Origin of the sequence: Leifsonia shinshuensis, assembly GCF_022606355.1 — a bacterium.
In the GTDB taxonomy this organism is placed as follows: domain Bacteria; phylum Actinomycetota; class Actinomycetes; order Actinomycetales; family Microbacteriaceae; genus Leifsonia; species Leifsonia shinshuensis_B.
On the sequence record NZ_JAHHZQ010000004.1, the window covers coordinates 83379 to 96365 of the forward strand.

A 12987-nucleotide genomic window follows, 5' to 3' on the forward strand; every position below is an offset into this window, starting at 1 on the left:
GGTCAGAGCACGTCCGTCGAGCCGGAGACCTTGAGCGCGTCGACGACCGACTTGACGCGCTGGGCGTTGTCCGTTGTCGTCACGAGAAGGGCGTCCGGCGTGTCGACGATCACGATGTCCTTCACCCCGATCAGGCTGATGACCCGCTTCGTCTGGCTGACCACGATGCCGCTGGAGGCGTCGGCGAGCACCCGGGCGTCGGCGCCCAGTATCGCCAGGTCGGTCGTGCGGCCTCCCGAGTTGAGCTTGGAGAGGGAGGCGAAGTCGCCGACGTCGTCCCAGTCGAAGTAGCCGGGGATCACGGCGAGCCGGCCGCCCGCCGCCGCAGGCTCCGCCACCGAGTAGTCGATGGCGATCTTCTCGAGATTCGGCCAGATGCGGTCGACCGCCGGCCCGCGCGTGGCGGGATCGTCCCACGCCGCCGCCAGCTCGAGCAGCCCGGCCAGCAGCTCGGGCTTGGACCGGCCGATCTCTTCGAGGAGGCGGTCGGCCCTGGCGATGAACATGCCGGCGTTCCACAGGTACGACCCGCTGTCCAGGTAGCGCTCGGCCGTGGCGAGGTCGGGCTTCTCGACGAAGGAGGCGGCGGCGAGGGCGCTCGGAGCGCCCGACACCGTGAGGGCGCCGCCGCACTGGATGTAGCCGAAGCCGATCGCCGGCTCGGTGGGCTTGATGCCGATGGTGGTGATGTAGCCCTCGTCGGCGGCGGCGACGGCCTCCTTGACGGCCGCTGCGAAGAGGCGCTGGTTGCGGATGACGTGGTCGGCGGCGAACGACCCGACGATCACGCCGGGCTCGCGGCGCTCGAGGATGGCGGCCGCGAGACCGATCGCGGCCGTGGAGTCGCGCGGCTCGGATTCGAGGACGACGTTGGCATCGGCCAGTGCGGGGAGCTGGGCCTCCACGGCGGCGCGGTGGGCGCGTCCGGTGACGACCATGATGCGCTGCTCGCCCGAGATCGGCGTCAGGCGGTCCCAGGTGTCGCGCAGCAGGGTGTGGCCGGAGCCGGTGAGATCGTGCAGGAACTTCGGCGCGTCCGCCCGCGACAGCGGCCACAGCCGCGAGCCGATCCCGCCGGCCGGAATGACGCTGTAGAACCGGTCGAGGGCGCCTGGAGTTGTCATGGCGAAAGGATACCGAGCGGTTCTGGTCACCTGCTGTTCACAGCCGGGTCATTCCGTGCGCCGACACTGGAGCCATGCGGGTCGCGGTCGTGAGCGAGAGCTTCCTCCCCACAGTCAACGGGGTGACGACCAGCGTCCTCCGGGTGCTGGATCATCTGGCCGAGCACGGGCACGAGGCCATCGTGATCTGCCCGGAGGCCGGCGCCCCCGACGAATACGCGGGCTTCCGCATCCACCAGGTGCCGTCGATCGCCTATCGGCAGTTCCCGGTGGGGCTGCCGAGCCCGCAGGTCCAGCGCATCCTGGCGCGATTCGGCCCGGACGTGCTGCACGCGGCCTCCCCGTTCTTCCTCGGCGCGCAGGCCATCGCCGCCGCCAACCGGGTGGGCGTGCCGTCCGTCGCCGTCTACCAGACCGACGTCGCCGGGTTCGCCCGACGCAACGGCCTCGGGATGACGGCGGCCATCGCCTGGAAGTACGTGCGCTGGGTGCACGAGGGCGCCGACCTCACGCTGGTGCCGTCGTCGGCGAGCGAGTACGACCTCCGCCAAGCCGGGGTGCGCAGACTGGCGCGCTGGGGTCGCGGCGTCGACCTCGAGCGGTACCACCCCAACAACCGCCGCCTGCCCGGCGCGGTCGCGCTGCGCGAGCGGCTCTCTCCCGACGGCGAGGTCGTCATCGGGTACGTCGGCCGCATCGCTCCGGAGAAGCAGGTGGAGCGGCTGCGCGTCCTCAAGGGACTCCCCGGCGTCTCGGTCGCGATCGTCGGCGACGGGCCGGCGCGCGAGGCCGTCGAGCGTCAGTTGCACGGCGTGCCGACGACCTGGCTGGGCCGGCTGGGGGGAGCGGAGCTGGGCGCGGCGTACGCCGCGTTCGACGCGTTCGTGCACACCGGATCGGAAGAGACGTTCGGCCAGACCGTCCAGGAGGCGCACGCTTCCGGGCTCCCCGTGATCGCGCCGCGGGCCGGCGGTCCCATCGACCTCGTCGAGCACGGCGTCGACGGGCTGCTCTTCCCTCCGTCGGACGACAGGGCGCTGCGCGCGGCGGTCTCGATGCTCGCCACCGACGCCCCGCTGCGCCTGCGGATGGGGGAGGCCGGCCGCCGGCGTGTGCTGGGGCGGGGCTGGGACGTCCTCTGCTCCGAGCTGACCGGGCACTACGAGCGCGTCATCCTCGACGCGTGCAGCGACGTCGGCCGCCGCGACGTCCAGCCGTCGGGCGGGCAGCGCGCGTACAGTTAGGTGGCTCCATCGCCCCCGGCGTCTGTCGCGCGGGCGTCGCAGGGCCGCCTGACGTATCCGCATGCACCAGGAGGTGAATCATGGCGAACCTGAACCGTCGCGGCATCCCGATGCCCTTCGTGTCCCGAGCCCGGAGGGTCGATCCCCCCAGTTCGCCCGATCCGGTGCTGACGGAGCCGAGGCCGGCCACGCGCAACAGCATGGTGGACAGCGCGATCTACGCCGACGGCGTGCGCGTGGCGTCGCCGCACACCCTGGCCGAGACCTACCGCGCCCTCGACGGGACGCCGGGCGGTGTCGCCTGGATCGGGCTGTACCGGCCGAGCGAGCAGGAGCTGATGTCGCTGGCCGAGGAGTTCAGCCTGCACCCGCTGGCCATCGAGGACGCCATCGTCGCGCACCAGCGGCCCAAGCTGGAGCGCTACGACTCCGTGCTCTTCGTGGTGCTCAAGGCGGCGAACTACCTCGACGTCCCCGAGGAGGTCGACTTCGGCGAACTCCACCTCTTCGTCGGCCCGAACTTCGTGATCACGGTCCGGCACAGCGAGTCGCCCGACCTGTCGACGGTGCGGCACCGGATGGAGCGCGAGCGCGATCTGCTGGCGCTCGGGCCGCAGGCCATCCTCTACGCGATCATCGACGCGGTGGTCGACGCCTACAGCCCGGTCGTCGCCGGTCTCGCCAACGACATCGACGAGATCGAGACCCAGGTGTTCGGCGGGGACGCGCTGGTCTCCCGACGCATCTACGAGCTGTCGCGGGAGGTCATCGACTTCCAGCGCGCCACCCATCCGCTCTCGTCGGTCATGGTGGCGCTGGAGCGCGGCACCGCCAAGTACGGCGTCACCGAGGAGCTGGAACGCCGGCTCCGCGACGTCGCCGACCACCTCACCCTGGTGAACGAGCGTGTGGACGGGTTCCGTTACCTCCTGCGCGACATCCTCACCGTGAACTCCACGCTGGTCTCCGAGCGCCAGAACGAGGAGATGACGAGGCTGGCCCACTCCACGCACCGGCAGGGCGAGGAGGTCAAGAAGATCTCCTCCTGGGCGGCGATCCTGTTCGCGCCGTCGTTGATCGCGGGAATCTACGGAATGAACTTCCACAACATGCCCGAGCTCGCGTGGCCGCTCGGCTACCCGCTCGCCGTGCTCGCGATGCTGGGGTTGAGCACCCTGCTGTACGGGATCTTCAAGCGCCGCGGGTGGTTGTAGGGAGAGGTCTCCTCCCGTTCGGGGGACGCCTCCGGGAGTGCGCCGTCGGCACCTGCTCAAATGAGCAGGTGCCAACGGCGCGCGCGTTTGTAACGCTTGCATGAAGAACCCGGATTTTCGATCAGAGCCGTTCGTCACATTCGGTAACGTGCAATGCATACAGTGGCCCGCCGGCACCAGCGGTGGGCCTGCATCTTGGAGGACAACCTTGACAATCACAGCCCGTAAGGCCGGCCTCGTCGGCCTGGCGGTGACCGGCGTCGTCGCGCTGCTCGCCGCGTGTTCGGCTGCCCCGTCGGACAACTCGTCCACGGCGGCCGCGAACAGCAAGTTCCTGCCCTGCATGGTCTCCGACTCCGGCGGATTCGACGACCACTCGTTCAACCAGCTCGGCTACGAGGGCCTCCAGCAGGCCGCAGGCACCCTCGGCGTCAAGTACAACAAGGCCGAGTCGAAGAGCGAGAACGACTTCGCCCCGAACATCCAGAGCATGGTCGACGCGAACTGCAACCTCGTCGTCACCGTCGGCTTCCTGCTCGCCGACGCGACCAAGAAGGCCGCGGCTGCCAACCCCGACGTGAACTTCGCGATCATCGACGACAACTCGATCACCGCCAAGAACGTCAAGCCGATCATCTTCGACACCGCCCAGGCGGCGTTCCTCGCCGGCTACGCGGCCGCGAGCTACTCGAAGACCGGCATCGTCGGCACCTTCGGCGGCATGCAGATCCCGACCGTCACCATCTTCATGGACGGCTTCGCGGACGGCGTGAAGTACTTCAACGACCAGAAGGGCAAGTCGATCAAGGTCGTCGGCTGGGATGTCGCCAAGCAGAACGGCTCCTTCACCGGTGGCTTCGACGCCAACGAGACGGCGAAGAACACCGCTCAGGGCATCATCGACCAGAACGCCGACGTGATCATGCCGGTCGGCGGCCCGATCTACCAGTCGGCCGCGCAGGCCATCCGCGACTCGGGCAAGCCGATCGCGATGATCGGTGTCGACGCCGACGTGTACCAGTCCGACCCGACCGTGAAGGACCTGCTCCTCACCTCGGTCATGAAGGGTATGAAGCCGGCCACCAACGATGTGGTCACCCAGGCCGCCAAGGGCAAGTTCGACAGCACGCCGTACGTCGGCACGCTGAAGAACGACGGCGTCGGCCTCGCCCCCTTCCACGACTTCTCCTCGAAGGTGGACTCGGGCCTGCAGGGTGAGCTCGACAAGATCAAGGCCGGCATCATCGACGGCTCGATCAAGGTCACCTCGCCCTCGTCGCCGAAGCAGTAACCGGCACGACAGCACCAGACGGGGAGGTCAGCGCGACGCTGGCCTCCCCGTCGCACGTCCGCCCTCGTCCGGCTCGATCCCATCTTGTCGGTGCGCTCGTTTGAGCACACACTGACATATGCGCAGAAAGGTAGGGTGATGAAGCGCATCGTGGCCACGGGCCGTTGTCGCGCGCCATCACCTCTGTAGTCTCTGTGCTCACCCCGGGCGAGTAGAGAAGGAACCCACCCGAATGAAGCTCGAACTTCGCGGCATCACCAAACGGTTCGGTGCCCTGGTCGCGAACGACCACATCGATCTCACCGTCGAACCTGGCGAGATCCACTGCCTGCTCGGCGAGAACGGCGCAGGCAAGTCCACCCTGATGAACGTGCTCTACGGCCTCTACCAGGCCGACGAGGGCGAGATCCTGCTCGACGACGTCGTCCAGCACTTCTCCGGCCCCGGCGATGCCATGAAGGCCGGCATCGGCATGGTCCACCAGCACTTCATGCTCATCCCCGTGTTCACCGTGGCGGAGAACGTCATGCTCGGCCACGAGCAGCTGAAGTTCGGCGGCCGGCTCGACCTGAACGCCGCTCGCGCGAAGGTGCGCGAGATCTCGGCCAGGTTCGGGTTCCACGTCGACCCCGACGCCCTCGTGGAGGACCTCCCCGTCGGTGTGCAGCAGCGCGTCGAGATCATCAAGGCGCTCTCGCAGAACGCCAAGGTGCTGGTGTTCGACGAGCCCACCGCCGTGCTCACCCCGCAGGAGACCGACGAGCTGATGGAGATCATGCGCCAGCTCAAGGCGGAGGGCACCGCGATCGTCTTCATCACGCACAAGCTGCGCGAGGTCCGCGAGGTCGCCGACCGGATCACGGTCATCCGCCTCGGCAAGGTGATCGGCGAGACCGAGCCCACCGCGACCAACGCCGAGATGGCCTCGATGATGGTCGGCCGCGCCGTGTCGCTCACGGTCGAGAAGGAGCCGGCGAACCCGGGAGAGCCCGCTCTCGTCGTCAACGACCTCTCGGTGATCGACCCGATCGGGCAGCTGGTCGTGAACAAGGTGAGCTTCGAGGTCCGCGCCGGCGAGATCCTCGCGATCGCCGGCGTGCAGGGCAACGGGCAGACCGAGCTGACGGAGGCCATCCTCGGGTTGCAGCCGCGGGTCGAGGGCGAGATCCTCCTCGACGGCAAGCCGATCCAGGGCCACAGCCCGCGCAGGGTGCTCGACGCCGGCGTCGGCTTCGTGCCGGAGGACCGCAACGAGGACGGCCTGGTCGGCGAGTTCAGCATCCAGGAGAACCTGATGCTCGACCGCTCGACGGGTGCGCCGTTCGTCAAGGGCGGCAGCATCCAGTTCTCCTACCTGAAGGACTTCGCCGAAGAGAAGGTCAGCGAGTTCGACGTGCGCACGCCGTCGATCGACCAGAAGGTCGGCCGGCTCTCCGGCGGCAACGCGCAGAAAGTGGTGCTCGCCCGCGAGCTCAGCCGCGACCTGCGGCTGTTCGTCGCCGCACAGCCGACGCGCGGCCTCGACGTGGGATCGATCGAGTTCGTGCACAAGCGCATCGTCGCGACGCGCGACGCGGGCGTGCCCGTGATCGTGGTGTCCACCGAGCTCGACGAGGTGGCGGCGCTCGCCGACCGCATCGCCGTGATGTACCGCGGGGGGATCGTAGGAATCGTGCCGGGGAACACGTCGCGCGACGTGCTCGGCCTCATGATGGCCGGCGAGTCGCCGGAGCAGGCAGGAGCAGCAGCATGACCGGCACCGGGACTCCAACGCCCAGCCAGCCCGTGGCGGCCGCCCAGCCGGGGCAGCCCGGCAGCCCGGCAGTCAAACCGGAGAACGACGACCGCTGGAACAAGGCGGTCCGCGACATCATGGGCGGCCCGGTGGTCATCTCGATCCTGGCCGTCGTGCTCGCGCTCGTCGTCGGCGCGATCCTGATCGCGTTCACCGACGAGGGCGTCCAGAAGGCCGCCGGCTACTTCTTCGCCCGGCCGGGCGACACGTTCTCCGCGATCTGGACCGCCGTCTCGAACGCCTACACCTCGATGTTCCAGGGTGCGATCTACAACTTCGGCCGGCCGACGTTTGCCGCGGGGATCCGCCCGCTGACCGAGACGCTGACCTTCGCGACACCGCTCATCGTCGCCGGGCTCGGCGTCGCGCTGGCGTTCCGCGTCGGCCTGTTCAACATCGGTGGCCAGGGCCAGCTGCTGATCGGCGCGGCCGCCGCCGCGTGGGTGGGCTTCTCGTTCGAGCTGCCTCCGGTCATTCACCTGGTCGTCGCGGTGCTCGCGGGCATCGCCGGTGCCGCGATCTGGGCCGGCATCGTCGGCCTCCTGAAGGCGAGGACCGGCGCGCACGAGGTGATCGTGACGATCATGCTCAACTACATCGCGTTCTATCTCATCTCGTACATGCTGCGCACCAAGGGGCTGCTGCAGGCGCCGGGATCGAACAACCCGAAGGCCCCGCCGATCCACGGCAACGCGGTGTTCCCGCCGCTGCTGGGCGTGCAGTACAACCTCACCTGGGCCTTCGTGGTGGTGATCGGGGCGACCGTCTTCGTCTGGTGGCTGATGAACCGGTCGAGCCTGGGCTTCCGCTTCCGTGCCGTCGGTGAGAACCCGAACGCCGCGCGCGTCGCCGGTATCAACGTCAAGAACATCTACGTCTACGCGATGCTGCTCGCCGGCGCCCTCGTCGGCGTCGCGGGCGCCAGCCAAGCGCTCGGCGTCTTCCCGGCAGGCATCAGCTCCGGTGTCGACGCGGGCATCGGCTTCGACGCCATCACCGTCGCGCTGCTCGGCCGGTCGCGGCCGTGGGGCGTGTTCGCCGCCGGTCTGCTGTTCGGCGCGCTCAAGGCCGGCGGTTACACGATCCAGGCCGGGGGCATCCCGATCGACATCGTGCTGATCATGCAGTCCCTCATCGTCCTCTTCGTCGCCGCACCGCCGCTGGTGCGGGCGATCTTCCGCCTCCCGACGCCGGGGAGCGCGCCCCGCAGACAGCGTCCCATCGTCACGAAGGAGGTGGCGGCCAAGTGACCACAGCGGCCCCCGTCGTTCCCGACTCCTCCCCGATCGTCCTCGAGAAGGCCGAGATCCGCTCGTGGAAGGCGCCCATCGCCTTCGCCGTGTTCGTGGTCATCAGCCTGATCCTCTTCTTCGCCTTCCCGCGCCACGGGGCGAGCACCTTCCGGTTCTCCGAGGCCGGTGACGCGATCAAGCTCCCGAACCTGACCGTCGACACGTTCTCGACCACCGTCGTCGTCACGATCCTGCTCACGCTGATCACGGCGTACAGCGCCTGGCTCTCCTGGCGGGTGCGCAAGACCCCGATCTGGCTGGTCATCGTCTTCGCGCTGCTGTTCATGTTCGCGTTCCTGTCGTGGGCGGGCTCCGGCCAGCTTCCGGTGCCGGTCACGGGCCTGCTGCTCGGAACGATCAGCCTCTCCGTCCCGCTCGTGTTCGGCGCGCTCGGCGGCGTCATCTCCGAGCGCGGCGGTGTCGTGAACGTCGCCATCGAGGGCCAGCTGCTCGCCGGCGCCTTCGTGTCGGCGATGACCGCGAGCCTCACCGGCAGCTGGGTCGTCGGCCTGTTCGCCGCGATGGTCGCCGGCGTGCTCGTCTCGTTCGTGCTCGCGGCGTTCTCGATCAAGTACCTGGTCGACCAGGTCATCGTCGGTGTCGTGCTCAACGTGCTCGTCACGGGCCTCACGAGCTTCCTGTACTCGACGGTGCTCGCGAACGACCCGCAGGTGCTCAACCACCCGCCGCGGCTGCCCGACTGGCCCATCCCGATCCTCAGCGACATCCCGATCATCGGCAAGGTGCTGTTCGACCAGACGATCATCGAGTACCTCATGTACATCGCGATCTTCCTGGTCTGGTTCGGGCTGTTCAAGACGCGCTGGGGCCTGCGCCTCCGCTCGGTCGGAGAGCACCCGGAGGCCGCGGACACCGTCGGCATCAACGTCAACGGCACCCGGTTCTGGAACGTCTCCCTCGCGGGAGCGGTGGCCGGTCTCGGTGGCGCGTACTTCACGCTCGGCTCGGTCGGCGCCTTCTCGAAGGAGATGACGGCGGGTCAGGGCTTCATCGCCCTCGCGGCCGTGATCTTCGGCCGCTGGGACCCGATCCGCGCGACCCTCGCCGCCCTCCTGTTCGGTTTCGCCACGAACCTGCAGAACGTGCTCGGCATCATCGGCTCGCCGGTTCCGAGCGAGTTCATGCTGATGCTGCCGTACGTCGTGACGATCTTCGCCGTCGCCGGGCTCGTCGGAATGTCGCGGGCGCCGGCCGCCGACGGCAAGCCGTACATCAAGTCATGACCGCGCAGCAGATCGACTGGGCCGCACTGCGCGCCGCCGCGAACGAGGCCAGGACGCACGCCTACGTGCCGTACTCGAAGTTCCCGGTGGGTGCTGCGGCGCTCGTCGACGACGGCCGGATCGTGAGCGGCTGCAACGTGGAGAACGCCAGCTACGGCATCACGCTGTGCGCCGAGTGCGGGCTCGTGTCGTCCCTGGCGATGACCGGTGGAGGACACCTGGTCGCGTTCACGTGCGTCAACGGCGACGGCGACACCCTGATGCCGTGCGGTCGCTGCCGGCAGCTGCTCTACGAGCACTCGGCCGAGGGGATGCTGCTGGAGACCGTCTCGGGCATCCGCACGATCGACGAGGTGCTGCCGGACGCCTTCGGGCCGCGGCAGCTCGACGCCTATGCCGAAGAGCACGGCGACGCCGACCACCGCACGAGCGACACCGTGCGACCAAACGACTGAGGGGTTACATCTTCGTGAGCACCGCGGGAGCGGTCGAGGCGTTCGACGCCGTCGACCTGATCAGGACCAAGCGCGACAAGGGCGAGCTGAGCACGGCCGAGATCGACTGGCTGGTGGACGCGTACACGCGCGGCTATGTCGGCGACGAGCAGATGTCGGCGATGACGATGGCGATCTTCCTCAACGGGATGACGCGCCGCGAGATCAAGGACCTCACGCTGGCGATGATCGCCTCGGGCGAGCGGATGGACTTCTCCGGCCTCGGCAAGCCGACAGCGGACAAGCACTCCACTGGCGGCGTCGGCGACAAGATCACCCTGCCGCTGATGCCGCTCGTCGCCGCGTTCGGCGTCGCCGTCCCGCAGCTCTCGGGCCGGGGGCTTGGCCACACCGGAGGCACGCTCGACAAGCTGGAGAGCGTCCCGGGCTGGCGCGCCAACCTCAGCAACGAGGAGATGTTCGCGCAGCTCCGCAACGAGGGCGGCGTGATCTGCGCGGCCGGCTCGGGCCTGGCTCCCGCCGACGGCAAGCTGTACGCGCTCCGCGACATCACCGGCACCGTGGAGGCCATCCCGCTGATCGCGTCCTCGATCATGTCCAAGAAGATCGCCGAGGGCACCGGCGCGCTGGTGCTCGACGTCAAGTTCGGCTCCGGCGCCTTCCTCAAGGACATCGAGAAGTCGCGCGAGCTCGCCCGCACGATGGTCGAGCTCGGCAGGGACGCCGGTGTCGCGACCTCCGCCCTGCTCACCGACATGAACGTGCCGCTGGGCCTCGCGATCGGCAACGCCAACGAGGTGCGCGAGTCGGTCGAGGTGCTCGCCGGAGGCGGCCCCGCCGACATCGTGGAGCTGACGGTCGCCCTCGCGCGCGAGATGCTGGCGCTCGCGGGCCGACCGGACGCCGATGTGGAGGCCGCGCTGAAGGACGGCCGCGCGATGGACAAGTGGCGCGCCACCGTCCGCGCGCAGGGCGGCGATCCCGACGCGGCGCTTCCGGTGGCCCGCGAGACCCACACGGTCGTCGCGGAGGCCGACGGCGTCCTGGTCGAGCAGCAGGCACTCCCGTTCGGCATCGCGGCCTGGCGGCTGGGCGCCGGCCGCGCCCGCAAGCAGGACCCGGTGCAGCACGCTGCGGGGATCGACCTCCACGCCAAGCCCGGCGACGAGGTGCGCGCCGGGCAGCCGCTTTTCACTCTGTCGGCCGACGAGCCTGCCCGCTTCGAGCGCGCCCTGGAGGCGCTCGACGGCGCCTACCGCATCGCGCCTCCCGGGACCGCCTTCGAGCGCGGCCCGCTGGTCGCCGAGCGCATCGGCTGACCGCCGGCGCGCGAAGCGGCGCAGAATCGGATCGAAGCCTCCGAGGCGGCCGACTGTCCGCCGTCCCGGCGGTTGCCGCGGGGTGGGCGGCCTTCAGTAGATTGGGAGACATGAGCATGAGTGAGAACGTCGGCGAGTACACGCTGAGCGATGGGACCGACATCCGGGCGCTGCCGAAGGTGTCGCTGCACGACCACCTGGACGGCGGCCTGCGGCCTGCCACCGTGCTGGAGCTCGCCGACGGGATCGGCCTCGAGCTCCCGGCGAGCGACCCGGCGGCCCTCGGGGCCTGGTTCGCCGAGAAGTCCAACTCGGGCTCGCTCGTGGAGTACCTCAAGACCTTCGACCTGACCACCGCCGTGATGCAGACCCGCGAGGGTCTGACCCGTGTCGCACGTGAGTTCGTGCAAGACCTCGGAGCGGACGGCGTGGTGTACGGCGAGATCCGCTGGGCTCCCGAACAGCACCTCACCCGCGGTCTCAGCCTCGACGAGACCGTGGAGGCCGTGCAGGAGGGCCTCGAGCAGGGCATCGACGACGTGCGCGCGACCGGTCGCCGCATCCGCGTGGGCCAGCTGGTCAGCGCCATGCGCCACACCGACCGCAGCCTCGAGATCGCCGAGCTCGCCGTGCGTCACCGCGACCGCGGCGCCGTCGGCTTCGACATCGCCGGCCCCGAGGCGGGCTTCCCGGCCTCGAACCACCGCGCCGCCTTCGACTACCTCGCCGCCAACTTCTTCCCGTCGACGGTGCACGCGGGCGAGGCGGACGGTCTCGACAGCATCCGCAGCGCCCTCCTGGACGGCCGTGCGCTCCGCTTGGGCCACGGTGTACGCCTCGCCGAGGACATCACGATCGAGCGCCAGGACGACGAGAACACCTACGTGACGCTCGGCACCCTGTCGCAGTGGGTCAAGGACCGCGAGATCGCGCTGGAGACCAGCCCGACCTCCAACCTGCAGACCGGCGCGATCGCGGCGTGGGGCGACGACATCCTCGACCACCCGTTCGACCTGCTGTACCAGCTCGGCTTCCGGGTGACGGTCAACACCGACAACCGCCTCATGAGCGGCACCACCCTCACGCGCGAGCTGAGCATCCTCGCCGACGCGTTCTCGTATGACAGCACCGACCTCGAGATCTTCCAGCTGAACGCTGCGGCGGGGGCCTTCCTCCCGGTCGAGCAGCGTGAAGAACTGGCGGAGATCATCACAGCAGGTTTCGAGGGTTCGTGACGCGCTAACGCGTACGCTGGACACATGCCGCTGCCACCGTTGCCCGACTCCGCCGTGACCGTCGGAGCCCACGCCTCGGACTGGCGCGACGCCGTCGAACTGGCGGGGGAGGCGCTGACGCGCTCCGGTGCGACGGAGCAGGGCTACGGCGCGCGGATGATCCAGGTGATCGAGGAGTTCGGCGCTTACATCGTCATCGCCCCCGGCCTCGCGCTGGCCCACGCGCGACCCGGACCCGATGTGCATCACGACGGGCTCTCGGTGGTGACTCTCGACGAGCCCGTGGTCTTCGGCCACCCGCACAACGACCCGGTCTCGGTGGTGATCGGTCTCGCCGTCTCCACGCCGGAGGGCCATGTGCGCAGCGTGGCCGAGCTCGCCAATGTGTTCAACGACCCCGAGGCGATCCCGGCGCTGGCCGCGGCGGCCGACGTCGCAGAGGTGCAGCGCATCCTCACGCTGACCGAGGACGCTGCGCGGTGAGGATCGTCGCGATCTGCGGTGCCGGCATCGGCACCTCCGGCATCCTGAAGGTGAACGCGGAGCGGGTTCTGGAGCGACTCGGCCTCGACGCCGACGTCACCGCTGCCGACATCGCGAGCGTGAGCTCTGCGGCGGGCGACGCTCAGATCATCCTCACCTCGCCCGAGCTGGTCGACCGGATCGGTCCGACCAACGCCGACGTGATCGTGGTGCAGAACTACTTCGACCTCGACGAGCTCGAGCAGAAGCTCGACGAAGCGCTGGGCTGACGGCGCCGGGTCAGACCCCGGG

The 12987-nt window shown here is 69.3% G+C and carries 12 protein-coding genes; 11 read left to right on the forward strand and 1 reads right to left on the reverse strand.

Going from position 1 to position 12987, the window contains the following annotated elements:
* Nucleotides 1-2: 2 nt before the first annotated feature.
* Nucleotides 3-1124, reverse strand: coding sequence for a mannose-1-phosphate guanylyltransferase (locus KNO15_RS15750; protein ID WP_241704755.1), 1122 nt, complete (start codon nt 1122-1124; stop codon nt 3-5).
* A 74-nt stretch (nt 1125-1198) separates the two neighbouring features.
* Between KNO15_RS15750 and KNO15_RS15755 the strand changes: the two genes are divergently transcribed.
* The 11 genes from KNO15_RS15755 (at nt 1199) to KNO15_RS15805 (ending at nt 12965) form a co-directional block, all read left to right on the forward strand.
* A complete protein-coding gene (locus KNO15_RS15755; protein WP_241704756.1) occupies nt 1199-2368 on the forward strand; it encodes a glycosyltransferase family 4 protein in 1170 nt (389 codons plus the stop codon).
* An 80-nt stretch (nt 2369-2448) separates the two neighbouring features.
* Nucleotides 2449-3582, forward strand: coding sequence for a magnesium and cobalt transport protein CorA (locus KNO15_RS15760; protein WP_241704757.1), 1134 nt, complete (start codon nt 2449-2451; stop codon nt 3580-3582).
* Nucleotides 3583-3790: 208 nt separating this feature from the next.
* Entirely contained in the window at nt 3791-4873 is a 1083-nt protein-coding gene (locus KNO15_RS15765) for a BMP family lipoprotein (protein ID WP_241704758.1), read from the forward strand.
* Nucleotides 4874-5105: 232 nt separating this feature from the next.
* On the forward strand, nt 5106-6626 hold the full coding sequence (locus tag KNO15_RS15770) for an ABC transporter ATP-binding protein (protein ID WP_241704759.1): 1521 nt from the start codon (nt 5106-5108) through the stop codon (nt 6624-6626).
* Nucleotides 6623-7918: an ABC transporter permease gene (locus KNO15_RS15775; RefSeq protein WP_241704760.1), complete on the forward strand. Its 1296-nt coding sequence runs from the start codon at nt 6623-6625 to the stop codon at nt 7916-7918. The genes KNO15_RS15770 and KNO15_RS15775 overlap by 4 nt, the downstream gene beginning before the upstream one ends.
* A complete protein-coding gene (locus tag KNO15_RS15780; RefSeq protein ID WP_241704761.1) occupies nt 7915-9204 on the forward strand; it encodes an ABC transporter permease in 1290 nt (429 codons plus the stop codon). The genes KNO15_RS15775 and KNO15_RS15780 overlap by 4 nt, the downstream gene beginning before the upstream one ends.
* Nucleotides 9201-9659 carry a cytidine deaminase gene (locus tag KNO15_RS15785; RefSeq protein ID WP_241704762.1) on the forward strand — a complete coding sequence of 153 codons (459 nt, stop codon included), beginning with the start codon at nt 9201-9203 and terminating at the stop codon, nt 9657-9659. Before KNO15_RS15780 ends, KNO15_RS15785 begins: the two co-directional genes overlap by 4 nt.
* Nucleotides 9660-9673: 14 nt before the next feature.
* Nucleotides 9674-10978 (forward strand): thymidine phosphorylase, encoded by a 1305-nt coding sequence (locus KNO15_RS15790; RefSeq protein WP_241704763.1) that lies wholly within the window; start codon nt 9674-9676, stop codon nt 10976-10978.
* A 116-nt stretch (nt 10979-11094) separates the two neighbouring features.
* On the forward strand, nt 11095-12213 hold the full coding sequence (locus KNO15_RS15795; protein WP_374113184.1) for an adenosine deaminase: 1119 nt from the start codon (nt 11095-11097) through the stop codon (nt 12211-12213).
* A gap of 24 nt (nt 12214-12237) precedes the next feature.
* The gene (locus KNO15_RS15800) at nt 12238-12696 is read left to right on the forward strand and encodes a PTS sugar transporter subunit IIA (protein ID WP_241704765.1); all 459 of its coding nucleotides are present in this window, start codon (nt 12238-12240) and stop codon (nt 12694-12696) included.
* Nucleotides 12693-12965 carry a PTS sugar transporter subunit IIB gene (locus tag KNO15_RS15805; RefSeq protein WP_241704766.1) on the forward strand — a complete coding sequence of 91 codons (273 nt, stop codon included), beginning with the start codon at nt 12693-12695 and terminating at the stop codon, nt 12963-12965. The genes KNO15_RS15800 and KNO15_RS15805 overlap by 4 nt, the downstream gene beginning before the upstream one ends.
* Nucleotides 12966-12987 lie beyond the last annotated feature (22 nt).

Coding starts and splice junctions, on each gene's coding strand:
- KNO15_RS15750 (WP_241704755.1), bottom strand. CDS start 1,124: ATGACAACTCCAGGCGCCCTCGACCGGTTCTACAGCGTCATTCCGGCC.
- KNO15_RS15755 (WP_241704756.1), top strand. CDS start 1,199: ATGCGGGTCGCGGTCGTGAGCGAGAGCTTCCTCCCCACAGTCAACGGG.
- KNO15_RS15760 (WP_241704757.1), top strand. CDS start 2,449: ATGGCGAACCTGAACCGTCGCGGCATCCCGATGCCCTTCGTGTCCCGA.
- KNO15_RS15770 (WP_241704759.1), top strand. CDS start 5,106: ATGAAGCTCGAACTTCGCGGCATCACCAAACGGTTCGGTGCCCTGGTC.
- KNO15_RS15775 (WP_241704760.1), top strand. CDS start 6,623: ATGACCGGCACCGGGACTCCAACGCCCAGCCAGCCCGTGGCGGCCGCC.
- KNO15_RS15785 (WP_241704762.1), top strand. CDS start 9,201: ATGACCGCGCAGCAGATCGACTGGGCCGCACTGCGCGCCGCCGCGAAC.
- KNO15_RS15795 (WP_374113184.1), top strand. CDS start 11,095: ATGAGTGAGAACGTCGGCGAGTACACGCTGAGCGATGGGACCGACATC.
- KNO15_RS15800 (WP_241704765.1), top strand. CDS start 12,238: ATGCCGCTGCCACCGTTGCCCGACTCCGCCGTGACCGTCGGAGCCCAC.